The sequence below is a fragment of the Streptomyces sp. NBC_01546 genome, assembly GCF_045208355.1.
Lineage (GTDB): Bacteria > Actinomycetota > Actinomycetes > Streptomycetales > Streptomycetaceae > Streptomyces.
The window spans coordinates 5436909-5461606 of sequence record NZ_CP109379.1; the positions used below are offsets into that span (position 1 = coordinate 5436909).

Sequence of the window (24698 nt, forward strand, 5' to 3'; positions counted from 1 at the left end):
CTCCGCTGTCATGGACATGAACGCGGGCACGGATGCGGAGACGGCACGGCAGGACGGGCAGGCCGTCGAGCTCGTCTACCGGACGACCAAGGCGGACCTCGCGCACGCATTGCGAGTCCGGGACGCGCGCACGGCTCAGGGACGCCGTCGGCGCGGGGTATTGATCTTCGCCGGGACGCTGCTGCTGGGGCTCGGCCTGCTGGCGCTGGTGGACGGGGAGATCGCGCCGGGGAGACCGGCGGGCTTCCTCGTCGGCGGGGCGGTGCTGTGGGCCTTCGTGCTGTTCGGCCCGCGGCTCCAGGCGCGCGCCTTCGGCGGGCTGCTGGACAAGGCGGGGGAGGCCCGTACCGTCGTCGACGGGGCCGGGGTCCAGGTGAGCACAGCCGCCTCCCAGACGCGCATCGGCTGGGAGGCGCAGCCGAGGTACGCGGAGACGGCCGAGGCGTTCGTCATGCTCAGTGACGACAAGGGGGCGGTGGCCATGACGGTCCTGCCCAAGCGGGGCGTCCGGGAACCGGCCGACGTCGACCGTCTGCGGGCGCTCCTGGACGCGAACCTGCGTCGGATCTAGGCGCGGCCGTGGCCGGCTCCGGCGCCGCCGGACGGGCCCGGGGCGCGGGCGCCCGTACCGATCAGCCCGCGGCCGCGCAGTCCGCGCAGGTGCCGAAGATCTCCACCGTGTGGGCCACGTTCACGTAGCCGTGCTCGGCCGCGATGGACTCGGCCCACTTCTCCACGGCCGGGCCCTCCACCTCCACCGCCTTGCCGCACTTGCGGCAGACCAGGTGGTGGTGGTGGTCGCCGGTGGAGCAGCGCCGGTAGACGGACTCGCCGTCGCTGGTGCGCAGTACGTCGACCTCGCCGGCGTCCGCGAGCGACTGGAGCGTGCGGTAGACGGTGGTCAGGCCCACGGAATCGCCACGGTGCTTGAGCATGTCGTGGAGTTCCTGGGCACTGCGGAACTCGTCCACCTGGTCCAGCGCCGCCGCCACGGCGGCCCGCTGCCGGGTGGATCGTCCTCGTACTGGCGCGGCATTCGTCTCGCCAGGCGCAGTCGCCACCGGTTCCTCCTCGTATCGGCCTGCGGCCATTGTGCCAGTCCGCTAGACCTTCACATCGTCCCGAGTGCAGACCTCTTCCGCCGCCACCGCGGCTCTGGCCCGGCGCCGGGCCAGCGGAGCGGACAGCGCGGTCAGTGCCATGAAGACGGCGATCGCGAGCAGGACGATCATGGCACCCGAGGGCGCGTTGACGTAATACGTGGTGGCCGTGCCCGTCAGGGAGACGGCCAGGCTGATCGCGATGGCCAGGCCCAGCGTGGCGGCGAACCCGCGCGTGAGCCGCTGGGCGGCGGCGACCGGGATCACCATCATGGCGCTGACCAGCAGCAGGCCGACGATGCGCATCGCGACGGTCACGGTGACGGCGGCGGTGACGGCGATCAGCAGGTTCAGGGCGCGCACCGGCAGGCCCGTGACCTTGGCGAACTCCTCGTCCTGGCAGACGGCGAAGAGCTGCCGGCGCAGGCCGATGGTGACGGCGAGGACGAAGGCCGCCAGGATCGCCATCGCGGTGACGTCCTCGGACGCGACGGTGGTGATCGAGCCGAACATGGCGCTGAGCAGGTTGGTCGTGGAGCCGCCGCCCACGTTGATGATCATCACGCCGCCGGCGAGGCCGCCGTAGAAGAGCATGGCGAGGGCGACGTCACCGCTGGTCTTGCCGCGGGAGCGGATCAGCTCCATGCCGACGGCGCCGATGACGGCGATCAGGGTGGCCATCCACACCGGGCTGCTGTTGAGCACGAAGCCGAGGGCGACACCGGTCATGGCGACGTGGCCGAGGCCGTCACCCATCACGGCCTGGCGGCGCTGGACCAGGTACGTGCCGATGGCGGGCGCGGTGATGCCCACCAGGGCGGCGGCGATCAGCGCCCGCTGCATGAAGGCGTGGTCGAGGAGGTCCATCAGCTCAGCAGTCCCGTCCGCAGAGGCTCGGCGTCGTGCGCCGCGTGGGGGTGTACGTGGTCGTGGCCGGGCAGGGCGTGCTGGCCCACGGCCTCCGGGGGCGGGCCGTCGTGGACGACGCAGCCGTCACGCAGGACGACGGCCCGGTCGATCAGGGGTTCCAGCGGGCCCAGCTCGTGCAGGACGAGCAGGACGGTGGTGCCGACGGCGACCTGCTCGCGCAGCGCGGCCGCGAGGACCTCCTGGTTGGCGAGGTCGACGCCGGCCATGGGCTCGTCCATCAGCAGCAGCTCCGGCTCGCCGGCGAGTGCCCGGGCTATGAGCACGCGCTGGTGCTGGCCGCCGGAGAGGGCGTTGACCGAGACGTCGGCGTGCCCGTCCATGTCCACGAGGGCCAGGGCGCGCTCGACGGCGGCCCTGTCGGCCTTGCGCAGGAGGCCGAAGCGGGTGCGGGCCAGTCGGCCGGAGGAGACGACCTCGCGGACGGTGGCCGGGACGCCACTGGCGGCCGTGGTGCGCTGCGGGACGTACCCGATGCGCGACCAGTCGCGGAAGCGCTTGAACTCGGTGCCGAAGAGCGACAGGGAGCCCTCGGTGAGCGGGACCTGGCCGACGACGGCGCGCACGGCGGTGGACTTGCCGGAGCCGTTGGCGCCGAGCAGCGCGACGACCTCACCGCGACGGACGGTGAGGTCGATCCCGCGCAGCACGGGGCGCGAACCGAGCGAGGCCGTGGCCCCGCGCAGGGATATGACGGGCTGGTCCGCCTGCCGGGGCATGGACTGCATGGCTCGTGCCTCCGTAACTGCTGCTGTCATCTACTTGGCTCCGAGCGCCTTCTGGAGGTTCTTCAGGTTGGACCGCATGACCTCGAAGTAGTCAGCGCCCTGGGACTTGTCGGTGATTCCCTCGAGCGGGTCGAGGACGTCGGTCTTCAGGCCGGTGTCCCCCGCGAGGCTCTTCGCCGTCTTGTCGCTGGCCAGGGTCTCGAAGAACACGGTGGAGACATTCTCCTTCTTCGCGACCTCCTGGAGCTCCTTCATCCGGGCGGGGCTGGGCTCGGACTCGGGGTCGACTCCGGAGATGCCCTCCTGGTCCAGGCCGTAGCGCTCGGCGAGGTAGCCGAAGGCGGAGTGGGTGGTGATGAAGGTCTTGGTGGCCGTATTGGTCAGGCCGTCCTTGAACTCGGTGTCCAGCACGGTCAGCTTGCCGACGAGGTCGTCGGTGTTCTTCTTGTAGTCCGCGGCGTGGTCGGGGTCGGCCTTCTCCAGGGCCGCGCCGACACCCTTGGCGATCTCCGCGTACTTGGCGGGGTCCAGCCAGACGTGCGGGTCCGCGCCGGCCTCGCCCTCGTGGCCGTGGTCGTGGCCCGCCTCGGCCTCTGCCTCGCCCTCGTGACCGTGGTCGTGGCCGGAGGCCGCGTGGGCCTCGAGCTTGGTGAGGGTGGCGGCGTCGACGACGTTCTTCACGCCGGACTGGTCAACGGCCTTGTCGACGGCGGGCTGGAGGCTCTTGAGGTAGAGGATCACATCGGCGTCGGCGAGCTGCGCGGTCTGCTTCGGGGTGATCTCCAGGTCGTGCGGCTCGACACCCGGCTTGGTCAGGGTGTCGACCTGCACGTGGTCCTTGCCGATCTGCTCGGCGAGGAACTGCATCGGATAGAACGACGCCGTCACGCCGAGCTTGCCGTCCTTGCCGCCGGACGCGCCCGCGGCGGCTCCGGAGCAGGCGGTGAGGGCCGTGGCGCCGAGGGCGACGGCTCCGGCGAGGGCGGTGGCGGGTATGAGGCGTCGTACGTTCATGACATCCATTTTCATCAAAAATGGAAACGATTGTCAAAAAGCCTGGTGGGAGAGGTGTGGGCGGGCCCGGAGAGGGGGATCCGATTTGAAAGGGGGGGTGCGGGCGCCGGTAACCTGAGGCATTCGCCGTTCGTCCTCGTAATGAAGAGAGCACCGTGGCCGCCGACAAGATCGACACCATCGTCAGCCTGAGCAAGCGCCGTGGCTTCGTTTTCCCGTGCAGTGACATCTACGGCGGCTCCAAGGCCGCCTGGGATTACGGCCCGCTCGGTGTCGAGCTCAAGGAGAACATCAAGCGCCAGTGGTGGAAGGCGATGGTCACCGGGCGTGAGGACATCGTCGGCCTTGACTCGTCCGTGATCCTGGCCCCCGAGGTCTGGGTGGCCTCCGGCCACGTCGCGACCTTCTCGGACCCGCTGACCGAGTGCACCTCCTGTCACAAGCGTCACCGCGCGGACCACCTGGAAGAGGCGTACGAGGCCAAGCACGGCCGCACGCCCGCCAACGGCCTCGCCGACATCAACTGCCCCAACTGCGGTGTGAAGGGCCAGTTCACCGAGCCCAAGCAGTTCTCCGGCATGCTGGAGACCCACCTCGGCCCGACCCAGGACAGCGGCTCCAAGGCGTACCTGCGCCCCGAGACCGCCCAGGGCATCTTCACCAACTTCGCCCACGTGCAGACCACCTCGCGCAAGAAGCCCCCGTTCGGCATCGCGCAGATGGGCAAGTCCTTCCGCAACGAGATCACGCCCGGCAACTTCATCTTCCGCACCCGCGAGTTCGAGCAGATGGAGATGGAGTTCTTCGTCAAGCCGGGCGAGGACGAGCAGTGGCAGGAGTACTGGATGGCCGAGCGGTGGAACTGGTACCGCGACCTCGGCATCCGCGAGGAGAACATCCGCTGGTACGACCACCCGAAGGAGAAGCTGTCCCACTACTCGAAGCGCACCGCCGACATCGAGTACCGCTTCAACTTCGGTGGTAACGAGTTCTCCGAGCTCGAGGGCGTGGCCAACCGCACCGACTTCGACCTCAAGGCCCACTCCGCGGCCTCCGGCCAGGACCTCGTGTACTTCGACCAGGAGTCCAAGGAGAAGTACACCCCGTACGTCATCGAGCCGGCGGCCGGTGTCAACCGCGCCATGCTCGCCTTCATGCTCGACGCGTACAACGAGGACGAGGCCCCCAACGCCAAGGGCGTCATGGAGAAGCGCGCCGTGATGCGCCTCGACCCGCGCCTGGCGCCGGTCAAGGTCGCCGTCCTGCCGCTGTCCCGCAACGCGCAGCTCTCGCCGAAGGCCAAGGGCCTCGCCGCCGACCTGCGCAAGCACTGGAACATCGAGTTCGACGACGCGGGCGCCATCGGCCGCCGCTACCGCCGTCAGGACGAGATCGGCACGCCGTTCTGCGTCACCGTCGACTTCGACACCCTGGACGACAACGCGGTGACCGTGCGCGAGCGCGACACCATGAAGCAGGAGCGCGTCTCCCTGGACCAGATCCAGAGCTACCTCGGCAGCCGCCTGCTCGGCTGCTAGTCCCGAGCTTCCGCTTCGGCGAAACGACCGGTGGCCCGGTGCGCACGCGCGCACCGGGCCACCGGTCGTTTCTGCCGAACGTCAGACCGCAGAGGGGCCTTCGGCTGCGGCCGCCGTCGCCGTCGCCTTGGCCTCGGTCTCGGCCGCGCGGCGCTCGCCCTCGGCCTGGGACCGCTTTCCGTAGAGGGCGGTCCAGACGCCCAGGGCGCCCAGCACCGCATAGATCATGATCGGGCTGAGCGTCACCATGGTCTTGGTGTCCAGGGTGTACGTCAGCGCGATCCGGACCAGGGCCTCGGCCACGTAGGCCACGCCCCAGACGAGGGTCATGCGGCGCATGGTGGTGCGGAAGCCCTCGTACTGCCACAGGCCGTTCCACCAGGCGGTGCTCTCCGGGGTGCCGTCGGTGGCGAACTTGCGGCCGAAGTAGAACATCAGCGGGCGCGCCGCCGCCAGGGTGGCCAGGCAGAGCAGTCCGAACAGCCCCGTCACGGCGGAGTCCTTGATCAGCAGGGCCCGCGCCGAGTGGGCGCCGACGAGCGAGACAACAGCCGTGATCACGAGGAACACCAGGGTGACGACGGCGAATTCGTCGAGCTTGCGTCGCCAGGCCAGGCTGATGGCGCTGTCGAGCACCGGCCAGGCGCTGCTGAGGAGAAGGGCGGAGAACTCGCTCCAGGCGTGGTTTTCGGTCAGCGTGTTGTACGTGATGATCGGCGCGACCACGTTGAGGCCGATGGTCAGGATCCAGCCGAGGGCCGTGGCGGCGCCGGAGCGGGCGGGAGGTTCGGGTCGAGCTGCGTGGGTGGACAAGGTTCCCCCTGAAACATGCATGAAGAGTGCGGTAGGGGGACCGTAAGTACACGCCGATGACATGTACAAGGCGGGCACATCAAAATGATCACCAAGCCGACCGGACTGGACAGCTCCGGCTGCTTGATTCCTGACGGGGGCCGCGTCAGGCGCGCAGGCCCCGGATGATCAGCGCGGTGACCGCCTCGAACTCCGTGAAGATCGTGGGCGAGAGCCAGTCGGCCGCGTACTGCGGATCGTGGAAGCGGCCGGTGGCATCGAAGACCGCGCGGGCGGCGGCCGGCACGTCGTCGGCGGCGAGGGTGCCCGCCGCGACCCCTTCGGCGATGATCCGGGCCAACTGGTCGATCAGCTCGGTCAGGTGCGCGTCCACCACGCCGCTGTTCTCGGCCAGGAGCACGATGTAGGTGGCGAACAGCTCCGGGTCGTCACCCGCCTTGTGACGCTTCGCCTCGAAGAGCGCCTCCAGCCACGCCTCCAGCTTGGAGGGGGCGCTCTCGGCGGGAGCCGAGGTGATCTCCTCCAGCGCGACCACGCTCTTGGCGAGCCAGCGGTCCGTGACGGCCTCGCGCAGCGCCGCCTTCGACGGGAAGTGCCGGTACACGCTGCCGTGGCTGACGCCCAGCGCGCGGGCCACGTCCACCACCGTCGCCTTGGAGGGGCCGAAGCGGCGCAGCACGTCCTCGGTGGTCTCGAGGATGCGCTCGGGTGTCAGGGGCGCGGCAGCAGCGGGGGGCATGGGTACGACCGTACCGCCAGGTCAGTGTTCGCTGTCGAGGTGGGCCATCTGGGCCGCCGGATACCGCTCGCCCGCCGCGGCGCCGACGGGCACGGCCTCCTCGATGGCGGCCAGATCGGCGGCGCTCAGCGTGATGTCCATGGCACCCAGTGCCTCGGCGAGCCGGTCCCGGCGCCGGGCACCGACCAGCGGCACGATGTCCTCGCCGCGCGACAGGACCCAGGCGATGGCGGTCTGCGCCACGCTCACGCCCTTGCCCTCCGCCACCTTGCGCAGGGCGTCGACCAGGTCGAGGTTGCGGTCGAGGTTGTCCCCCTGGAAGCGCGGGCTCATCCCGCGGAAGTCGCCCGGGGCCAGCGCGCGGTCGCGGGTGAAGTGGCCGCTGATCAGGCCGCGGGACAGCACCCCGTACGCCGTGACCCCTATCCCGAGCTCCCGGGCGGTCGGCAGGATCTCGTCCTCGATGCCGCGGGAGATGAGCGAGTACTCGATCTGCAGATCGGCGATCGGGGCGACGGCGGCGGCCCGGCGCAGGGTGTCCGCGCCGACCTCGGAGAGGCCGATGTGGCGCACGTGCCCGGCCTCGACCGCCTCGGCGATGGCCCCGACGGTCTCCTCGATCGGGACGTCCGGGTCCACCCGGGCGATGCGGTAGATGTCGATGTGGTCCCGGCCGAGCCGCTGGAGCGAGTAGGCCAGGAAGTTCTTGACGGCCTCGGGCCGCCCGTCGTAGCCGGTGAAGCCGCCCTCGACCGTGCGCAGGGCGCCGAACTTGACGCTGGTCAGCGCCTGCTCGCGAGCCGCGGCGGGTGCGGTGCGCAGGGCTTCGTTGATCAGCAGTTCGTTGTGGCCCATGCCGTAGAAGTCGCCGGTGTCGAGCAGCGTCACGCCTGCGTCCAGGGCAGCGTGGATGGTGGCGATGGACTCCGCGCGGTCGGCCTCCCCGTACAGGGCGGACATCCCCATGCAGCCGAGGCCGAGCGGGAAGACGGCCGGCCCGGTGGTGCCGAGGCGGCGGTGGACAGGGTTCTCGTGGACAGGGTGCCCGTGGGTGGTGCTCTCGTTCGTCGTCATGGAACGAGAATGACATGACGAGTGACAGATTTCAATATCTGTCACTCGTCAGTGTGAGGGGGCTACGACAGGACCCGCAGGATCAGGGCGGCGGCCGCGACCACGGCGAGGACGGCGGCAGGTGCGAGCTCGTAGTCCTTGACGCGGAGGTGGCTGATGACCGCGCAGATGAAGTAGAGGGTCACGCCGATGGCGGCCGCGATGCCGAGCGGCGTGAACCACAGGCCCGCGACCAGTCCGATCGCACCTGCGGCCTTGAGGGTGGCCAGGCGTGGCAGCCAGGAGTCCGGGACCTGGACCTTCCGCATGCTGGCGACGATCTGGTCGTTGCGCTGGAGCGTGAAGGTGGCGGAGGCGGTGAGGACCAGGGCGAGCAGGCCACCGACGACGGCGTAGGCGATGAACATGGAGGACTCCAATGGTCGAAGATGCAGGATCATTGAATAGCATCAACGGTATCTCCGACGCAATCATTTCTCGATTGCTACGATGTGGACCATGACGGCAGATCAGGACGGATCGCACCCTCCGCAGCGGCTGGGCCTGCTGCTGGCCTGGCACGGATCGGTCACCCAGACCCGGATGAAGAAGGCGCTCAGCGCGGCCGGACTCACGCCGCGCCACGCGATGACGCTGATGCATCTGGAGGACGGCCCCGTCAGCCAGCGGGCGCTCGCCGAGCGGCTGGAGGTGGACCCGAGCGTGCTCGTCGGGATCCTGAACGACCTGGAGGGCGACGGCCTGGCCGAACGCCGCCGGGACCCGGCCGACCGGCGCCGCCACAACGTGGCCATCACCACCGCCGGATCCACCGTGCTCGGCAAGACGAACGCGGCGCTCGACGAGGTCGAGCAGGGCCTCTTCGCGGACCTCTCGGCCGCCGATCAGGAGACCCTGCGCGCCCTGCTGGCACGGATCGACGCCCACGGGGACGACGTCAACTGCGACGAGTAGCCCGGTGGCCCGAGCAGCCTTGGACGGGCAGCCCGGTGAACGAGCAGCCGGTGAACGAGAAGCCAGGTGAACGCGTAGCCCGATGGGCCGGGTGGCTCAGTGGCCGGGCTCCGACGCCCGCGGGGCCGCGGGAACGCGGGCGCCGGCCGGATCCAGGGTGCGGGCCGTGCGCTCCGCCGTCGAGCGGGCCCACTGGCCGCTCGACGCCGCGCCCACCACCAGGACCAGCAGCCCGCAGACCGTGATGATCCACCAGGCCGGGGCGGCCGACCCGGCGAAGTCGGAACCGCGCGCCAGACCGGCCGCCAGGACCGCACCGACGACCGCGACGCCGAGGGTGCTCCCGGTCTGCCGGCTGGTGGAGGCGATGGCGGCCGCGACCCCCGCCTGGGACCGCGGCATCCCGGAGACCGCCGTATTGGTGACCGGCGCGTTCACCATGCCGAAGCCGAGCCCGAACAGCACGTACCCGGTGAACATCAGCGCCGTGGACGTCTCGGCCCGGAAGGCCGCGAAGAGCAGCCCGCTCGCCGCCATCGCGACGCCGGCGATCAGCATGGGCAGCCGCGGCCCCCTGCTGCCCACCAGCCGGCCCGACAGAGGCGCGACGAGCATGGTCATCGCGGCCATCGGCAGCATGTAGAGCCCGGCGTGCAGCGCGTCCAGCCCCAGCACCTCCTGGAGGTACAGGGTGTTCAGGAAGAGGAACCCGGCCATCCCGGCGAAGGCGCTCACGGCGATCACCGTGGCCCCGCTGAAGGGCGCGCTCCGGAAGAACCGGAAATCGATCAGCGGCTCCTCGCGCCGGGGCTCGTAGCGCAGCAGCCCCACCAGCGAGGCGACGGCCACCAGGGCGCAGCCCATGATCAGCGGCGAGCGCCAGCCCGCGGCCGGCGCCTCGATGATCCCGTACGTCAGACTGCCCAGCAGCGCCATGACCAGCAGCTGGCCCACCGGGTCCACCCGGCGCGGCCGGGCCGCGCGGGACTCGGGCACGTGGCGCAGGGTCAGGGCGAGAGCGACCAGACCGACCGGCAGGTTCACCCAGAAGATGGAGCGCCAGCCCACCGAATCCACCAGTACCCCGCCGACCAGCGGGCCCGCGGCCATGGAGATGCCCGCGACCGCGCCCCACACCCCGATGGCCCGCGCGCGCTCGGCGGGCTCGGTGAAGGTGTTGGTGATGATCGACATGGCCACCGGGTTGAGCATCGCGCCGCCGACCGCCTGCACCATGCGGTAGGCGATGAGCCAGTCGAGGGTGGGGGCCAGCGAGCACAGCAGCGAGCCGACGCTGAAGAGGACCAGACCGGCGACGAACACCTTGCGGCGGCCGATCCGGTCCGCGGTGGAGCCCGCGAGCATCAGCAGCGACGCCAGCACGAGCGTGTAGGCGTCGATCGTCCACTGCATCCCCGCGACCGAGGCGTTCAGATCGCGGCGCATAGAGGGCAGCGCGACATTGAGGACGGTGTTGTCGAGGCTCACGATCAGGAGGCTCATGCAACAGATCGCCAGGACGACCATGCGCTGCCGGCGACTCGGCTGACTCGGCTCGATCATGCCGCCGATGGTACGTCTGCCGCACCGCCCCGGCATGCGGGACAATGGGCGGATGACCACGCTCCCTCCGCCCCTCGCGATCGGCCCGCACACCGTGCAGCCCCCGGTGGTGCTCGCGCCGATGGCCGGCATCACCAATGCCCCGTTCCGTACCCTCTGCCGGGAGTTCTCGGGCGGCAAGGGGCTGTTCGTGAGCGAGATGATCACGACCCGCGCCCTGGTCGAGCGCAACGAGAAGACCATGCAGCTGATCCACTTCGACGAGACCGAGAAGCCTCGCTCGATCCAGCTGTACGGAGTCGACCCGGCGACGGTCGGCAAGGCGGTCCGCATGATCGTCGAAGAGGACCGTGCCGACCACATCGACCTCAACTTCGGCTGCCCGGTCCCCAAGGTGACCCGCAAGGGCGGCGGCTCCGCCCTCCCGTACAAGCGGAACCTGCTGCGCGCGATCCTGCGCGAGGCCGTGGCCGGCGCCGGCGACCTCCCGGTGACGATGAAGATGCGCAAGGGCATCAACGACGACCACCTCACCTACCTCGACGCCGGCCGGATCGCCGTCGAGGAGGGGGTCACGGCGATAGCCCTGCACGGGCGCACCACGGCCCAGCACTACGGCGGCACCGCCGACTGGGACGCCATCGCGCGGCTCAAGGAGCACGTGCCGGAGATCCCGGTGCTCGGCAACGGCGACATCTGGTGCGCGGAGGACGCGCTGCGGATGGTCCGCGAGACCGGCTGTGACGGCGTGGTCGTGGGCCGGGGCTGCCTGGGGCGGCCGTGGCTGTTCAACGACCTGGTGGCGGCCTTCGAGGGCCGTCCCGAGGACTTCCACAAGCCGACGCTGCGCGAGGTCGCGGGCACCATGCACCGCCACGCACAGCTGCTGGGGGAGTGGATCGGCGACGAGACGCGCGGGGTGATCGACTTCCGTAAGCACGTGGCCTGGTACCTCAAGGGCTTCTCGGTCGGATCCGAGATGCGCAAGAGGCTCGCGGTGACCTCTTCGCTGGCCGAGCTGGATGCTCATCTGAGCGAGCTGGATCTGGATCAGGCGTGGCCCGAGAGCGCGGACGGCCCGCGGGGCCGGACGTCCGGAAACAACCGAGTTGTCCTGCCGGACGGCTGGCTGAAGGACCCGTACGACTGCGCGGGCGTCAGCGAGGAAGCCGAACTGGACACCTCCGGAGGCTGACAAATCGCCCTCCGTGTTGCGTGATATACGCCACGCATGGGTGGGGTTTCGCTCAGATGAGCACCAAAGTCACGGGTAAGACTTTCAAAGGGTGGCACTGGGTGCCACCCTTTGTGCATTCAATACTTGAACGCAAATGTATCGATGATCGCTCATCCGAGCGTGATCAGGCCTCAAAAGCCCCCTCCCCCTTCGGGAAGTGAAGGATCTTCGTACCTTCTGATTACCCATGAGTTACTTTCGATCTGGTGGCGCACGGGTGGTTACAGCCGCATGACGACCAAGTGGACGTACCCAGAAGCCTTCGATCTGGGTATGTTCCTGGCCGTCAGGGCAGCCACCGAGCCTCGAGGAGTCGAGACCCGTGTCGGAAAACAAAGATCAGAAGTTCGTCTACGACTTCACCGAGGGCAACCGCGACCTCAAGGACCTTCTCGGCGGCAAGGGAGCCAACCTCGCCGAGATGACCAACCTGGGTCTGCCGGTCCCTCCCGGCTTCACCATCACCACCGAGGCCTGCAAGGTCTACCTCGAGAGCGGCACGGCCCCGGCCGAGCTGCGCGACGAGGTCAGCGCCCACCTTGCCGCCCTCGAGACGAAGATGGGCAAGAAGCTCGGCCAGTCGGACGACCCGCTGCTGGTCTCCGTGCGCTCCGGCGCCAAGTTCTCGATGCCCGGCATGATGGACACCGTCCTCAACATCGGCCTCTCCGACGAGTCCGTGACCGGCCTTGCCTCCCAGGCCGGTGACGAGCGCTTCGCGTGGGACTCGTACCGCCGCCTCATCCAGATGTTCGGCAAGACCGTCCTCGGCGTCGAGGGCGAGCTCTTCGAGGACGCCCTCGACGAGGCCAAGGCCGCCAAGAAGGTCACCGTCGACACCGACCTCGACGCCGCCGACCTGAAGAAGCTGGTCAAGGTCTTCAAGAAGATCGTGGCCAAGGACGCCGGCCGCGAGTTCCCGCAGGACGCCCGCGAGCAGATGGACCTCGCCGTCGAGGCCGTCTTCAACTCGTGGAACACCGACCGCGCCAAGCTCTACCGCCGCCAGGAGCGCATCCCGAGCGACCTGGGCACCGCGGTCAACATCTGCTCCATGGTCTTCGGCAACCTGGGCCCCGACTCCGGCACCGGCGTCGCCTTCACTCGCGACCCCGCCAGCGGCCACGCGGGCGTCTACGGCGACTACCTCCAGAACGCCCAGGGCGAGGACGTGGTCGCGGGCATCCGCAACACCGTGCCGCTCGCGGACCTGGAGGCCATCGACAAGGCTTCGTACGACCAGCTCATGACGATCATGACGACGCTGGAGAACCACTACAAGGATCTCTGCGACATCGAGTTCACCATCGAGCGCGGCCAGCTGTGGATGCTCCAGACCCGCGTCGGCAAGCGCACCGCCGGCGCCGCCTTCCGCATCGCCACCCAGCTCGTGGACCAGGGCCTGATCGACGAGGCCGAGGCCCTCCAGCGCGTCACCGGCCACCAGCTGGCCCAGCTGATGTTCCCGCGCTTCGACGAGAATGCGAAGACCGAGCTGCTCGGCCGCGGCATCGCCGCCTCCCCGGGCGCGGCGGTCGGCAAGGCCGTCTTCGACTCGTACACGGCCGTCAAGTGGTCCCGCTCCGGCGAGAAGGTCATCCTGATCCGCCGCGAGACCAACCCGGACGACCTGGACGGCATGATCGCCTCCGAGGGCATCCTGACCTCGCGCGGCGGCAAGACCTCGCACGCGGCCGTCGTCGCCCGCGGCATGGGCAAGACCTGTGTCTGCGGCGCCGAGGAGCTCGACGTCGACACCAAGCGCCGCCGCATGACGGTCGGCGACACGGTCATCGAAGAGGGCGACGTCGTCTCCATCGACGGCTCCACCGGCAAGGTCTACCTCGGTGAGGTACCCGTCGTACCGTCCCCGGTCGTCGAGTACTTCGAGGGCCGGATGCACGCCGGCGCCGACGACGCCGACGAACTGGTCGCCGCCGTGCACCGGATCATGGCGTACGCGGACCGGGTACGCCGCCTGCGCGTGCGCGCCAACGCCGACAACGCCGAGGACGCGCTGCGCGCCCGCCGCTTCGGCGCCCAGGGCATCGGCCTGTGCCGCACCGAGCACATGTTCCTCGGCGAGCGCCGCGAGATGGTCGAGCGCCTGATCCTCGCGGACACCGACGGCGAGCGGGAGTCGGCACTCAGTGCCCTCCTGCCGCTGCAGAAGAAGGACTTCGTCGAGCTGTTCGAGGCGATGGACGGCCTGCCCGTCACCGTCCGCCTGCTCGACCCGCCGCTGCACGAGTTCCTGCCCGACATCACCGAGCTGTCGGTGCGCGTCGCCCTCGCCGAGTCCCGCAAGGACGCCAACGAGAACGACCTGCGCCTGCTCCAGGCCGTGCACAAGCTGCACGAGCAGAACCCGATGCTGGGTCTGCGCGGTGTCCGCCTGGGCCTGGTCATCCCCGGTCTGTTCGCCATGCAGGTGCGGGCCATCGCCGAGGCCGCCGCCGAGCGCAAGAACGCCAAGGGCGACCCGCGCGCCGAGATCATGGTTCCGCTCGTGGGCACCGTCCAGGAGCTGGAGATCGTCCGCGAGGAGGCCGACGCGATCATCGCCGAGGTCGAGGCCGCCACCGGCACGAACCTCAAGCTGACCATCGGCACGATGATCGAGCTGCCGCGCGCCGCCCTGACGGCCGGCCAGATCGCGGAGGCCGCGGAGTTCTTCTCCTTCGGTACGAACGACCTGACCCAGACGGTGTGGGGCTTCTCCCGCGACGACGTCGAGGCCAGCTTCTTCACCGCGTACCTGGAGAAGGGCATCTTCGGGGTCTCGCCCTTCGAGACCATCGACAAGGACGGCGTCGGCGCGCTGGTCCGCAGCGCCGCCGAGGCCGGCCGGGCCGCCCGTCCCGACCTCAAGCTCGGTGTCTGCGGCGAGCACGGCGGTGACCCCGAGTCCGTCCACTTCTTCCACGAGGTCGGCCTCGACTACGTCTCCTGCTCGCCCTTCCGGATTCCGGTGGCGCGCCTGGAGGCCGGTCGTGCGGCCGCCGAGGCGAAGGGCAGCGACAGCCGCTGATCCCCGGCCCTGAGAAGGGCCCCATAGACCGCGCCTGCCCCCGGGTTCCCTGACTGCCCGGTGGCGGGCGCGCCTATTTTTTGCTGTTCAACAAATCTTTACGCCAGCAGGCGGTGGACGGATCCCCACCCGTCCACCGCCGCTGTCATTCTGCCGGGCACGTCGGCGCTTCCCGGTGCGACCGACCGCCAGGCCCCGCAAAGCCCCCCACGGCCTTCACGGAGCGTTTCGGTCGCATCGGAGTGTGCCCGGCGGAGTACAGGATTTCGGTTGTCACGCCCCTGCCGAAAGGGGTTTCAACTGTGGCCGAAAGGGCGTGGTGACCACGTGTGACGGCATGCATACTCATGGGGCGGGGGGATTGCGGTTGCACAGGTGGGGGTTCGGTGCTGCGTATCCATTTCACTGGAGTGGACCTGGCACGCGTACGGATGGCAGGGCGTCCCGATGCGTTGTGGGAAACGATTCTCAGCTTTCACCGTTTAAGGGACCGGCGTGATGCCCGGTTGTTCGGTGAATGGCGCACGGAAACTCGGAGCCGGTTGAATAGTGAAACACGCATGCTGGGCATGCTCATACCGGCACGCGGCTATTTCCCCGATTTCCTGACCCCCGTGGAGGGGCAGTACGGGTGGGACGTGGCGCTCGACGCACTGCGCGGGATCCGGCCCGAGCGGATGCGGCGCGAGCTCGTGCTGCTCGGCGGCGGGTCCGGAGCGGGAGCGGTTGCCGGAGCGGTTGCCGGGACGTCGCCGGCGCCGCGGTTACGGGAGTTCATGGACGGCGGCACCAAGCACCTGCCGAGGCTCCTGGGCGAGCTGCGCGGGTACCACCGGGCGGCCGTGGAGCCGTACTGGACCCACATACAGGCCCAGATAGAGGCCGAGCGGGCCGCGCGCGGCCGGGCCCTGCTGGACGGGGGCGCGGACGAACTGCTGGCCTCGCTGCCGCCGATGCTGCGCTGGCGGGCCCCGGTGCTGGAGTGCGACTACCCCGTGGACCGCGACGTACGGCTGCGGGGGCGCGGGCTGTTGCTCCAGCCGTCCTTCTTCTGCCGGCGCACCGCAGTGACCCTGCACGATCCGGAGCTGCCGCCGGTGCTGGTCTATCCGGCCGCCTCGCACCTGGCCTCGGCCCCCACGGGGGGCGAGGCGGCGCGCACCGTCCACGTCGAGGAGCAGCGCCAGCGCACGCTGGGCAAGCTGGTGGGGCACACCCGCTCGGTGGTGCTGCGGGCCATCGGCGACGGCGCCACCACCAGCGAACTGGCCCGCCGGGCCGGGGTCTCGCTGGCCTCGGCGAGCCAGCACGCCTGCGTGATGCGCGAGGCGGGCCTGGTCACCACCCTCCGCCACGGGAACGCGGTGCTGCACACGGTGACCCCGCTGGGCGCGGCCCTCCTCAAGGGCGGCGCCGTGGCCTCGTGAAACGGTGCGGCCCCCGGCTGGGCGCCGGGGGCCGCGGTGGTGTGGGGCTCAGGTGCGGAAGGGGCCCGTCACCTCGTACGTGATGCCCGCCGACGAGCTGCCGCTCGTACCGCGCTGGCTGGAGAAGTAGAGCCGGTTGCCGGCCGGGGAGAAGGCCGGGCCGGTGATCTCCGAGGAGGACTGGCCGGTGATCCGCAGGAACGGCGCCACCACGTCGTCCGGAGTGATCACGCAGATCTCCATGTTGCCGCCGTCCTCGGCGACGTACAGGTCGCCGTAGGAGGACCCGGTGACGTTGTCGACACCCGTCAGCGGGGCCGCGCCGCCGGGCACGAGGGAGTCGTCGTACGCCAGCTCGTACGTGCTGTTGGCGAGGTTGAGCTGCCAGACGCGGTTGTCGCCCTTGGTGGTGAACCAGACCGTGTCGTTGGCGTAGTGGCAGCCCTCGCCGCCGTTGAACTTCTTGGAGCCGGAGACCTGGGTGCGGGTGGTGGTCGGGGAGCCGTCCGGGTCCGGGACGTTGGCCCAGGTGAAGGAACCGGAGGTGGCCGTACCGGCCTTGAGGACCTGGAGGGTGCCCGAGGAAAGGTTTCCCCAGGTGGTCGGGATGAAGCGGTAGAAGCAGCCGCTCGTCTCGTCCTCCGTCAGGTAGATCACCTGGCGGACCGGGTCGGCGGCGGCCGCCTCGTGCTTGAACCGGCCCATCGCCGGGCGCTGGACGGCCGCGTTCACGCCGTACGGGTCGGTCTCGTAGACGTAGCCGAGGCTGACCTCCTCACAGGAGAGCCAGGTGTTCCACGGGGTCTTGCCGCCCGCGCAGTTCTGCCGGGTGTTGGAGAGGATCCGGTAGGCGCCGGTGATGGTGCCGGAGGAGTTGAACTTGACCGCGCTCGCGCCGCCGGACGGGTTGATCTCCGAGTTCGACACGTAGATCCAGCCCGTGCCGTCCGCGAAGCAAGCGCCGCCGTCCGGGGCGCTGTGCCAGGTGTACGAGGTGCCGCTGACGGTCTGGCTCGAGCGGGCGATCACCCGGCTGCTGAAGCCGGCGGGCAGCTGGATGCCGTTCGCGTCCGCCGCTCCGAGTGCTCCGTACGGCCCGGCGCCGGGCTGGGCGGGCGCCGCGTAGGCGGCCCCGTGCATCAACGTGCCGCCGAAGGCGGCGGCCGACGAACCGATTACAGCGCCGCGCAGGAAGGTACGACGTTCCACGGTCACTCCTGTGGGAGGAAGGCCCCGCGGCCGGTCGGACGCGGGGTCGCACGCGTCGAGGAACCTAGGAGACGCCAGTTGACGTGGCGCCAATTCCTCATTACGCCCGAGCGACCGGTCGAGGTTCAATCCTGCGGCAGAGATTTCAGGGCGGCGAAGCGCCCTTTCCGGAAGGTGGCTGATTTCCCCGGCCGGTGCGTGCGCAGGTCGAAATCGGCGTGCGGCAGCCGGCGTTCGCACGGCGCCGGCGCCCGCCAAGGCCTCGGTGACCCGCTCGGCATCGGCCACCGCGGCGCGCCTGCCGGTCCCCTTCGCCGGACCGGCCGAGCCCGCGCATCCCGCGCTCCTGCCCGTGACCGACCGTGACCGCCCGGGCGGACCACGCACCGGCACGATGTGACGTACCGCGGGACTTTCTCCCCTGGGGAGGCCCGTCGTGGGGAAGGATGGTGGAGCAATGAACCACTTCGCCGCCGCCGACGACATCTCGGGCCGCGCCGACCTCGACGTCGTGCTGCGCCGCTTCTACACGGCGGCCTTCGCCGATCGCGGGATCGGGCCCTTCTTCACCGAGATCGCCGGCACGGACCTCGAGGCCCACCTGCCCCGGATCACCGACTTCTGGGAGCGGGCCCTCTTCCGCACCGCCGAGTACCGGCGGGACGCCTTCGCCCCGCACGCCGCCCTGAACTCGGCGCGGGCACTGACCGCCGCCGACTTCGGGCGCTGGGTACAGCTGTGGCACGCGACCGTCGACGGCCTGCACCGGGGGCCGAACGCCGAGCGGGCCAAGGCGCAGGGCGAGCGGATCGCGCTGGCCCTGCACAAGCGGCTCGCGGGCCCTGAGGCGTCCATGGCGAGCGAGGACGGCCTCGGCTTCGTCCCGCTGGCCGCACTGGAGCTGCGCTCGGTGGCCTGACCTGCGGTTTCGTGCTGCCGGGCAGGGTCGGGAAGAAATCTCGGGAAAACTTTGCGGGGAGCGATGAGTTTTCTCGCGGCCCCCGGTCTACCTCTCGAAGCAGCGAACACCGCGTGAGAGAAGAGAGACCGAGATGCCCCAGCCCCAGATGATCTTCGTAAACCTGCCGGTCAAGGACCTGGACGCCACCAGGGCCTTCTGGGAGAAGCTCGGCTACTCCTTCAACCCGCAGTTCTCCGACGAGACCGCCGCCTCCCTGGTGATCAGCGACACCATCTTCGCGATGCTGCTGACCGAGGAGAAGTTCAAGCAGTTCGCCACCAAGCCGGTCGCCGACGCCGCGAAGACCACCGAGGTGATGGTCGCGCTGAGCGCCGACAGCCGCGCCAAGGTCGACGAGATCGTGGACGGCGCTCTCGCGGCGGGCGCCATCGAGCCGCGACCGGCCATGGACATGGGCTTCATGTACGGCCGCGCCTTCGAGGACCTGGACCACCACGTGTGGGAGTACGTCTGGATGGACCCGGCCGCCATCCAGGGCTGATGCCAGCTACGAGGTCGCGGCGGTCCGCACCGGGTAGGTCCGGACCGCCACCTCCTCGTCGTCCAGGCATCGCCCCGACTCCAGGTCGAAGCGCTGCTTCAGCAGCGGCGAGGCCACGAACGGCCTGCCCGCCGCGCTCCCCAGCAGCCCCCGCGACAGCACCTGAGCGCCCGTGAAGGGGTCCTGGTTGCCGATGGCGTACGGGCGCCCCGCGCGGTCGACGAACACCGCGGCCTGGCTCCCGTCGGGCAGCAGGGCCGCGACCCCGCGCCCGGGGACGAGCGCGGACAGCTCGCACACCGTCAGCCAGCCTTCGGCCACCCGCAGTTCGATGGTCATCGGACAGCTCCTCCTATGGTCAGAACGGCCAGGTCGGGCTTGACCTGGTCGCGCTCGGGGACGAACTTCACGGTCGGGTCGGGGGCGCCGGGCGCGTTGACGAAGGACACGAACCGGCGCAGCCGCTCCGGGTCCTGGAGCGTCTCGGCCCACTCGTCGCGGTAGTGCGCCACGTGGTCGGCCATCAGGGCCTCCAGCTCCGCGCACAGCCCCAGCGAGTCGTGCACGACCACGTCCCGCAGATGGGCCAGGCCGCCCTCCAGCCGCTCCAGCCAGGTCGAGGTCCGCTCCAGCCGGTCGGCGGTGCGGATGTAGAACATCAGGAACCGGTCGATCAGCCGGACCAGTTCCGCGTCCGACAGGTCCTGGGCGAGGAGGTCGGCGTGGCGCGGGGTGGCTCCGCCGTTGCCGCCCACGTAGAGGTTCCAGCCGCTCGCCGTCGCGATGACCCCGAAGTCCTTGCTCTGCGCCTCCGCGCACTCGCGGGCGCATCCGGAGACCGCCGACTTGAGCTTGTGCGGGGCGCGCAGTCCCCGGTAGCGCAGCTCCAGGTCGATGGCCATCCGTACGCTGTCCTGCACCCCGTAGCGGCACCAGGTCTGCCCCACGCAGGACTTCACCGTCCGCAGGGCCTTCCCGTAGGCGTGCCCGGACTCGAATCCGGCGTCGACGAGCCGGGCCCAGATCCGCGGGAGCTGGTCCACGCTCGCGCCGAAGAGGTCGATCCGCTGACCGCCGGTGATCTTCGTGTAGAGGCCGAAGTCGCGGGCCACCTCGCCGATCACGATCAGCTTGTCGGGGGTGATCTCACCGCCGGGGATGCGGGGGACGACCGAGTAGGAGCCGTTGCGCTGCATGTTCGCGAGGAAGTGGTCGTTGGTGTCCTGGAGGGCGGCCTGCTCCCCCTCCAGGACGTAGCCGCTGGCGCCGACGGTCGGGGCGAGCGAGGCGATGATCGAGCCGACGGTGGGCTTGCACACCTCACAGCCGTCGCCGCCGCGGGCCTCGGGGCGGCCGTGGCCGTCGAGGAGCTGCTGGTACGAGGTCAGGCGGAGGGTGCGGACGATCTCGTAGAGCTCGGCACGGGTGAAGGGGAAGCAGCCGCACAGCCCCTTGTCGGCGGAGGCCGGCAGCAGCTGACCGATCACCTTGAGGCAACCGCCGCAGCCGGTGCCCGCCTTGGTGCACTTCTTCACCTCGGGGAGGGTGGAGTAGGCGGTGATGGCCTTCTTGGTGACGTTGTGGCAGGAGCAGATCACCGCGTGGTCGGGGAGCGAGGACGGGCCGAGCGCGACGGGCGCGCCGAGACCGGCGGGCAGGACCAGCTGCTCGGGTGCGACGGGCGGCACGCTGCCGGTGAGCGGGCGCAGCAGACCGTACGAGTCGGCGTCGCCGACCAGGACCCCGCCGAGCAGGACCCCGTCCGGGGAGACCACCAGCTTCTTGTAGACGCCGGAGCGGGAGTCGGACCAGACGACGTCGAGGCTGCCCGGGGCGCTGCCGTGCGCGTCACCGAAGGAGGCCACGTCCACGCCGAGCAGCTTGAGCTTGGTGGAGAGATCGGCTCCGGTGAACTCCTTCTCCCGGCCCAGCAGATCGTCGGCGGCCGTCTCGGCCATCTCGTAACCGGGGGCGACCAGGCCGTAGACGCGGCCGTCGGAGGCCAGCGCGCACTCGCCGATGGCGTAGACGTGCGGGTCGGAGGTGCGGCAGCGGGAGTCCACCGCGATGCCACCGCGCTCGCCGACGTCCAGTCCCGAGTCGCGGGCCAGCTGGTCGCGGGGGCGGACACCGGCGGAGAAGACGACGAGGTCGGTATCGACGGCGGAGCCGTCGGAGAGCAGCATGCCGTCGACGTGGCCGTCCTCGCCGGTCCGCACCTCCTGGGTGCCGACACCGGTGTGGACGGTCAGCCCCATGGACTCGATGGTGCGCAGCAGGGCGGCGCCGCCGCCCTCGTCGACCTGGACGGGCATCAGGCGCGGGGCGAACTCCACGATCCGGGTGGCGAGTCCGAGCCCCTGGAGGGCGCCGGCGGCTTCGAGCCCGAGGAGGCCGCCGCCGACCACCGCGCCGCGGGTGCGGTCCTTCGCGTACTCCTCGATGGCGAGGAGGTCCTCGATGGTGCGGTAGACGAAGCAGCCGGGGGCGTCCTTGCCGGGGACGGGCGGCACGAAGGGGAAGCTGCCGGTGGCCAGGACCAGGACGTCGTACGGGAAGACGCGGCCGGAGCGGGAGGTGACGGTACGGGCGTCCCGGTCGATGGCCTCGGCGGGGTCGCCGAGGTGGAGGCCGATGCCGTGCTCCTCCATGAAACCGGGCGGCGTCATGGACAGGTCCTCGGCGGTGCTGCCGGAGAAGTACGAGGTCAGGTGGACGCGGTCGTAGGCGGGCCGGGGCTCCTCGCAGAGGACGGTGATCCGGTGGGACCGGGTCGCACCGCGCTCGGCGAGCGCCTCCAGGTAGCGCTGGCCGACCATGCCGTGCCCGATGAGCACGATCGCGGGCAGGGGCTCGGTCATGTCAGTGGCCTCCGTCGTCGGTGAGCAGGTGGAACAGGTCGTGGGGTGCCTCGTCGCCCTCCCAGGTGCGGGCGACGGCGCCCACGGTGGAGAGTTCGCCGAGCAGGACCCCGCCGACCAGGCGGTCGTCGCGGAGGACGACCGTGCGGTAGGTCCGCCGGGTGGCGTCGGCGAAGCGGACCACGTCGTCGCCGGGGCGGGGGGTCGTCTCGCCGAAGCAGGCGAGGTCGAAGGGGCCGCTGCCTCCGGCGGTGGTGAGGGTGAGCCGGGTGAGGGCGCGGGTGCCGGTGTACGCGGTGTCCGCGCCGGCCAGGACGCCGGCGAGGACGTCGGCCTGCTCCAGCGCGGCTCCCGCCAGGCCGTACACCTGGCCGGCGTGCTCGGCGCAGTCGCCGATGGCGTGGATCCGGGGGTCGCTGGAGCGCAGCCGGTCGTCGACCACGATGCCCTTGCGCACCTCGAGCCCGGCGGCCTGGGCGAGCCCGGTGCGGGGCCGTACACCGCAGGCGAGCACGACGAGATCGGCGTCGAGCCGATAGCCGTCGGCGAGCTCGACCCCGGTGACCCTGCGCTGCGCCGTCGTCCGCGGAGCCGCAGGCGAGGTGGTCAGGCCGCGGACGCGGCACTCCGTGTGGATCTCCACGCCCAGGGCTTCGAGGTGGGCGTGCAGCAGAGCGGACGCCTCGGCGTCCAGCTGCCGTTCCATCAGGCGTGCGGCCTGCTGGGCCAGGACCACCTGCGCACCCCGCGCGGCCAGCGCCCTGGCCGCCGAGACGCCCAGCAGGCCCCCGCCGATCACCACCGCCCGCACGCCCGGACGGACGGCCGCCGAGAGCGCGAGGCAGTCGTCCATCGTGCGGAACGCGTGGACCCCGTCGGGGAGTTCCCGCCCCTCGGGCTCGAACAGCCCGCGCAGTGGCGGCAGCACCGGGTTGGACCCGGTGGCCAGCACCAGCGTGTCGTACGCCAGCGCCGCGCCGTCGTCGCAGTGGACCGTCCGGTCGGCGCGGTCGATGCGGACGGCACGGACCCCCCGTCGCAGCGCCGGACCGACCGCCGGGAGGGCGGCCACCTCCGGCGCGTACCGGCCCGCCAGGACCTCGGCGAGCAGCACCCGGTTGTACGGAACGTGCGGCTCCTCGCCGAGGACGGTCACCGCCGCACCGCCGGTCAGCCGCGCAGCGAGCCGCAGGCCCGCGAGGCCGCCGCCGATCACCACCACACGCTGTTCCGAGGTCATGCCCCGAGCGTGCGGGTCCGCTGTTTCCCCGCCGCATCGCCGTTGTTACCCGGACGGAACACCGGCCTCAGCGCACGGGTTAAGCGTCAGTGAGGCCTCCCTCAAGGCCGCCTTAAGGATCATCAAACCCGTCCGCCGGGCCCTTAGCGTGACCCGTATGCGAGATGTGGCGGTGCTGGTCAGGGGCGGGATGCTGGGCGGGGCGGGGGTGGTGGCCCTGCTCTGGGCGGTGCAGGTACGGCCCTCGGCCCGGCCCGACGCGCTGTTCGCCACCGCCGCGCACCTGACCGGCCTGTTCGCCGGGTACGGGGTACTGGTGCTGTTGTTCCTGATGGCCCGGGTGCCCGCCGTCGAGCACGGGGTCGGCGCCGACCGGCTCGCCCGCTGGCACGCGCTCGGCGGCCGTCATGTACTGCTCCTCTGCTTCGGGCACGGGCTCTTCGCCCTGCTCGGATACGCCGTGCACGAGGGGGTCGACGTGCTCTCCGCCGCCCGGGAGCTGCTCGGCTACCCCGCGCTCGCCGCCGCCGCGGCCGGGACCGTCCTCCTGGCCGCGGTCGGTGTGACCTCCGCCCGGGCGGTACGCCGCCGGGTGTCGCACGAAACCTGGCGCGGGGTGCACCTGCTCGTCTACCTCGCCGCCGCCCTCGCCTTCGGGCATCAGCTCGCCGGGCCCGATCTCGCCCTCGCCTCCTGGTTCTGGGCGCTCGCCCACACCGTGGTCGCCGTCCTGCTCCTGTGGTACCGGGCCGTCGTCCCCGTACGGCAGGCCATGCGGCACGCGCTGCGGGTCGCGGAGGTCAGGGCCGAGGGGCCGGGGGTGGTCTCCGTCGTCATGTACGGGGAGCACCTCGCGGAACTGCGCGCGGAGCCGGGCCAGTTCCTGCGCTGGCGGTTTCTCCAGCGGCGGCTGTGGCACACCGCGCTGCCGTTCTCGCTGTCCGCGCCGGTCCGCGGGAACACCCTGCGCATCACCGTCAAGGGGCTCGGCGGCCACTCCCGCCGGATCCGCCGGCTGCGGCCCGGCACGCGGGTCCTGGCCACCGGGCCGTTCGGGGCGCTCACCGCCGCCCGGCGGACGCGGCCCAAGGTGCTGCTGATCGCGGGCGGGGTCGGGATCACGCCGATGCGGGCCCTGTTCGAGACGCTGCCCGGCGGCCCCGGGGACATCACCCTGCTCTACCGGGCCGGGGCCGAGGAACAGCTCGTACTGCGCGCCGAGCTGGAGGCCATCGCCGCGGAACGGCAGGCCGGGCTGCACTACCTGCTCGGGCCCTCGGGCGCCGCCTACGATCCGCTCGCGCCGCAGGCGCTGGCCGCGCTGGTGCCGGACCTGGCCGAGCGTGACGTGTACCTGTGCGGGCCGCCCGGGATGTCCGGGGCGGCGCAGGCCGGGCTGCTGCGGGCCGGGGTGCCGGCCGGACGCATCCATTCCGAGTGCTTCGGCTTCTGACTCCGGCTTCCGACTGCAGGTACTGACCGCAGCCTCCGACTTCAGCTTCCGAGAGGGGCCACCGCTCCATGCGTCATCCGCTGCACATCGCCCTGTCCGCGCCCGTACCGGCCACTGCCTCCGCCGGCCGGGTGGCCCGGCACCGCAAACCCCGTAGGCCCCCGGTGCTCGCCGCCGGGCTGGGGCTGGCCAGTGTGCTGGCCGCCAGCGTGCTGACGGCGGCCGTGGACCCGGCGGCGCCGGTGGCCCCGGACCGGGCACCCGCCGGGCGAAGCTCAACCTTTGCGCAAGTTTCCGGAGATTGATGGCACCTGCACGCGACAGCTC

The 24698-nt window shown here is 70.8% G+C and carries 23 protein-coding genes; 10 read left to right on the forward strand and 13 right to left on the reverse strand.

Annotated features, from left to right (window positions below; translation table 11 throughout):
* Positions 1 to 10 precede the first annotated feature (10 nt).
* Positions 11 to 571 (forward strand): YcxB family protein, encoded by a 561-nt coding sequence (locus tag OHA89_RS24845; RefSeq protein WP_215141947.1) that lies wholly within the window; start codon positions 11 to 13, stop codon positions 569 to 571.
* Positions 572 to 632: 61 nt separating this feature from the next.
* Here the strand turns inward: OHA89_RS24845 and OHA89_RS24850 are convergent, their stop codons facing one another.
* From OHA89_RS24850 to OHA89_RS24865, 4 genes are read right to left on the reverse strand one after another with little or no spacing between them, the layout of a single operon-like run.
* Positions 633 to 1061 carry a transcriptional repressor gene (locus OHA89_RS24850; RefSeq protein WP_308296605.1) on the reverse strand — a complete coding sequence of 143 codons (429 nt, stop codon included), beginning with the start codon at positions 1059 to 1061 and terminating at the stop codon, positions 633 to 635.
* A 42-nt stretch (positions 1062 to 1103) separates the two neighbouring features.
* Positions 1104 to 1967: a metal ABC transporter permease gene (locus OHA89_RS24855; RefSeq protein ID WP_215141951.1), complete on the reverse strand. Its 864-nt coding sequence runs from the start codon at positions 1965 to 1967 to the stop codon at positions 1104 to 1106.
* Complete coding sequence (locus OHA89_RS24860; protein WP_215141998.1) at positions 1967 to 2755, reverse strand: metal ABC transporter ATP-binding protein; 789 nt, start codon at positions 2753 to 2755, stop codon at positions 1967 to 1969. Before OHA89_RS24860 ends, OHA89_RS24855 begins: the two co-directional genes overlap by 1 nt.
* 30 nt (positions 2756 to 2785) lie before the next feature.
* Entirely contained in the window at positions 2786 to 3769 is a 984-nt protein-coding gene (locus OHA89_RS24865; protein WP_266609763.1) for a metal ABC transporter substrate-binding protein, read from the reverse strand.
* A 155-nt stretch (positions 3770 to 3924) separates the two neighbouring features.
* Here OHA89_RS24865 and OHA89_RS24870 point away from each other — a divergent pair, with 155 nt between their 5' ends.
* Positions 3925 to 5307 carry a glycine--tRNA ligase gene (locus tag OHA89_RS24870; protein ID WP_257556408.1) on the forward strand — a complete coding sequence of 461 codons (1383 nt, stop codon included), beginning with the start codon at positions 3925 to 3927 and terminating at the stop codon, positions 5305 to 5307.
* 81 nt (positions 5308 to 5388) lie between these two features.
* Here OHA89_RS24870 and OHA89_RS24875 read toward each other — a convergent pair whose 3' ends face one another.
* The 4 genes from OHA89_RS24875 to OHA89_RS24890 all read right to left on the reverse strand — a co-directional run bounded on the left by OHA89_RS24875 (position 5389) and on the right by OHA89_RS24890 (position 8340).
* On the reverse strand, positions 5389 to 6141 hold the full coding sequence (locus OHA89_RS24875) for a VC0807 family protein (RefSeq protein WP_406367131.1): 753 nt from the start codon (positions 6139 to 6141) through the stop codon (positions 5389 to 5391).
* 124 nt (positions 6142 to 6265) lie between these two features.
* A complete protein-coding gene (locus OHA89_RS24880) occupies positions 6266 to 6859 on the reverse strand; it encodes a TetR family transcriptional regulator (RefSeq protein ID WP_215141959.1) in 594 nt (197 codons plus the stop codon).
* Between the two features lie 21 nt (positions 6860 to 6880).
* Entirely contained in the window at positions 6881 to 7933 is a 1053-nt protein-coding gene (locus tag OHA89_RS24885) for an aldo/keto reductase (RefSeq protein ID WP_406367132.1), read from the reverse strand.
* A 62-nt stretch (positions 7934 to 7995) separates the two neighbouring features.
* Positions 7996 to 8340, reverse strand: coding sequence for a DoxX family protein (locus OHA89_RS24890; RefSeq protein ID WP_406367134.1), 345 nt, complete (start codon positions 8338 to 8340; stop codon positions 7996 to 7998).
* Positions 8341 to 8431: 91 nt separating this feature from the next.
* On the opposite strand from OHA89_RS24890, the gene OHA89_RS24895 reads away from it, so the two are divergent.
* Positions 8432 to 8887 carry a MarR family winged helix-turn-helix transcriptional regulator gene (locus tag OHA89_RS24895; protein WP_266609765.1) on the forward strand — a complete coding sequence of 152 codons (456 nt, stop codon included), beginning with the start codon at positions 8432 to 8434 and terminating at the stop codon, positions 8885 to 8887.
* 96 nt (positions 8888 to 8983) lie between these two features.
* On the opposite strand, the gene OHA89_RS24900 is transcribed toward OHA89_RS24895, so the two are convergent.
* The gene (locus OHA89_RS24900) at positions 8984 to 10450 is read right to left on the reverse strand and encodes an MFS transporter (protein ID WP_406367136.1); all 1467 of its coding nucleotides are present in this window, start codon (positions 10448 to 10450) and stop codon (positions 8984 to 8986) included.
* Between the two features lie 34 nt (positions 10451 to 10484).
* Here OHA89_RS24900 and dusB point away from each other — a divergent pair, with 34 nt between their 5' ends.
* The 3 genes from dusB (at position 10485) to OHA89_RS24915 (ending at position 16145) form a co-directional block, all read left to right on the forward strand.
* Positions 10485 to 11645, forward strand: coding sequence for a tRNA dihydrouridine synthase DusB (dusB, locus tag OHA89_RS24905; protein ID WP_406368582.1), 1161 nt, complete (start codon positions 10485 to 10487; stop codon positions 11643 to 11645).
* Between the two features lie 364 nt (positions 11646 to 12009).
* A complete protein-coding gene (ppdK, locus tag OHA89_RS24910) occupies positions 12010 to 14718 on the forward strand; it encodes a pyruvate, phosphate dikinase (protein ID WP_266609767.1) in 2709 nt (902 codons plus the stop codon).
* Between the two features lie 386 nt (positions 14719 to 15104).
* Positions 15105 to 16145 carry a helix-turn-helix domain-containing protein gene (locus tag OHA89_RS24915; protein WP_406367137.1) on the forward strand — a complete coding sequence of 347 codons (1041 nt, stop codon included), beginning with the start codon at positions 15105 to 15107 and terminating at the stop codon, positions 16143 to 16145.
* A 48-nt stretch (positions 16146 to 16193) separates the two neighbouring features.
* On the opposite strand, the gene OHA89_RS24920 is transcribed toward OHA89_RS24915, so the two are convergent.
* Positions 16194 to 17354, reverse strand: coding sequence for a PhoX family protein (locus OHA89_RS24920; protein WP_257556420.1), 1161 nt, complete (start codon positions 17352 to 17354; stop codon positions 16194 to 16196).
* Positions 17355 to 17811: 457 nt separating this feature from the next.
* Here OHA89_RS24920 and OHA89_RS24925 point away from each other — a divergent pair, with 457 nt between their 5' ends.
* Positions 17812 to 18273, forward strand: a complete 462-nt coding sequence (locus OHA89_RS24925) for a group III truncated hemoglobin (RefSeq protein WP_266609769.1) — start codon at positions 17812 to 17814, stop codon at positions 18271 to 18273.
* Between the two features lie 133 nt (positions 18274 to 18406).
* The gene (locus OHA89_RS24930; RefSeq protein ID WP_406367139.1) at positions 18407 to 18817 is read left to right on the forward strand and encodes a VOC family protein; all 411 of its coding nucleotides are present in this window, start codon (positions 18407 to 18409) and stop codon (positions 18815 to 18817) included.
* Between the two features lie 6 nt (positions 18818 to 18823).
* On the opposite strand, the gene nirD is transcribed toward OHA89_RS24930, so the two are convergent.
* The 3 genes from nirD to OHA89_RS24945 are packed head-to-tail and all read right to left on the reverse strand — an operon-like array spanning position 18824 to position 22918.
* On the reverse strand, positions 18824 to 19156 hold the full coding sequence (gene nirD, locus OHA89_RS24935; RefSeq protein WP_215141978.1) for a nitrite reductase small subunit NirD: 333 nt from the start codon (positions 19154 to 19156) through the stop codon (positions 18824 to 18826).
* A complete protein-coding gene (gene nirB / locus OHA89_RS24940; protein WP_266609770.1) occupies positions 19153 to 21678 on the reverse strand; it encodes a nitrite reductase large subunit NirB in 2526 nt (841 codons plus the stop codon). The genes nirD and nirB overlap by 4 nt, the downstream gene beginning before the upstream one ends.
* Before the next feature lies 1 nt (position 21679).
* Entirely contained in the window at positions 21680 to 22918 is a 1239-nt protein-coding gene (locus OHA89_RS24945; RefSeq protein WP_266609771.1) for an NAD(P)/FAD-dependent oxidoreductase, read from the reverse strand.
* Positions 22919 to 23075: 157 nt separating this feature from the next.
* Here OHA89_RS24945 and OHA89_RS24950 point away from each other — a divergent pair, with 157 nt between their 5' ends.
* Both OHA89_RS24950 and OHA89_RS24955 read left to right on the forward strand, forming a co-directional pair.
* Entirely contained in the window at positions 23076 to 24371 is a 1296-nt protein-coding gene (locus tag OHA89_RS24950) for a ferric reductase-like transmembrane domain-containing protein (RefSeq protein ID WP_406367142.1), read from the forward strand.
* Positions 24372 to 24439: 68 nt separating this feature from the next.
* Entirely contained in the window at positions 24440 to 24676 is a 237-nt protein-coding gene (locus tag OHA89_RS24955; RefSeq protein WP_266609773.1) for a hypothetical protein, read from the forward strand.
* The last annotated feature ends 22 nt before the right edge of the window (positions 24677 to 24698 follow it).

Excerpts from the sequence above, each read along its gene's own strand:
- OHA89_RS24900 (WP_406367136.1), bottom strand. The coding sequence starts at position 10,450 with ATGATCGAGCCGAGTCAGCCGAGTCGCCGGCAGCGCATGGTCGTCCTG.
- OHA89_RS24860 (WP_215141998.1), bottom strand. The coding sequence starts at position 2,755 with ATGCAGTCCATGCCCCGGCAGGCGGACCAGCCCGTCATATCCCTGCGC.
- OHA89_RS24855 (WP_215141951.1), bottom strand. The coding sequence starts at position 1,967 with ATGGACCTCCTCGACCACGCCTTCATGCAGCGGGCGCTGATCGCCGCC.
- nirB (WP_266609770.1), bottom strand. The coding sequence starts at position 21,678 with ATGACCGAGCCCCTGCCCGCGATCGTGCTCATCGGGCACGGCATGGTC.
- OHA89_RS24890 (WP_406367134.1), bottom strand. The coding sequence starts at position 8,340 with ATGTTCATCGCCTACGCCGTCGTCGGTGGCCTGCTCGCCCTGGTCCTC.
- OHA89_RS24875 (WP_406367131.1), bottom strand. The coding sequence starts at position 6,141 with ATGCATGTTTCAGGGGGAACCTTGTCCACCCACGCAGCTCGACCCGAA.
- OHA89_RS24880 (WP_215141959.1), bottom strand. The coding sequence starts at position 6,859 with ATGCCCCCCGCTGCTGCCGCGCCCCTGACACCCGAGCGCATCCTCGAG.
- OHA89_RS24950 (WP_406367142.1), top strand. The coding sequence starts at position 23,076 with ATGCGAGATGTGGCGGTGCTGGTCAGGGGCGGGATGCTGGGCGGGGCG.
- dusB (WP_406368582.1), top strand. The coding sequence starts at position 10,485 with ATGCGGGACAATGGGCGGATGACCACGCTCCCTCCGCCCCTCGCGATC.
- OHA89_RS24885 (WP_406367132.1), bottom strand. The coding sequence starts at position 7,933 with ATGACGACGAACGAGAGCACCACCCACGGGCACCCTGTCCACGAGAAC.
- OHA89_RS24925 (WP_266609769.1), top strand. The coding sequence starts at position 17,812 with ATGAACCACTTCGCCGCCGCCGACGACATCTCGGGCCGCGCCGACCTC.
- OHA89_RS24845 (WP_215141947.1), top strand. The coding sequence starts at position 11 with ATGGACATGAACGCGGGCACGGATGCGGAGACGGCACGGCAGGACGGG.
- OHA89_RS24895 (WP_266609765.1), top strand. The coding sequence starts at position 8,432 with ATGACGGCAGATCAGGACGGATCGCACCCTCCGCAGCGGCTGGGCCTG.
- OHA89_RS24930 (WP_406367139.1), top strand. The coding sequence starts at position 18,407 with ATGCCCCAGCCCCAGATGATCTTCGTAAACCTGCCGGTCAAGGACCTG.
- OHA89_RS24865 (WP_266609763.1), bottom strand. The coding sequence starts at position 3,769 with ATGAACGTACGACGCCTCATACCCGCCACCGCCCTCGCCGGAGCCGTC.
- OHA89_RS24955 (WP_266609773.1), top strand. The coding sequence starts at position 24,440 with ATGCGTCATCCGCTGCACATCGCCCTGTCCGCGCCCGTACCGGCCACT.
- nirD (WP_215141978.1), bottom strand. The coding sequence starts at position 19,156 with ATGACCATCGAACTGCGGGTGGCCGAAGGCTGGCTGACGGTGTGCGAG.
- OHA89_RS24945 (WP_266609771.1), bottom strand. The coding sequence starts at position 22,918 with ATGACCTCGGAACAGCGTGTGGTGGTGATCGGCGGCGGCCTCGCGGGC.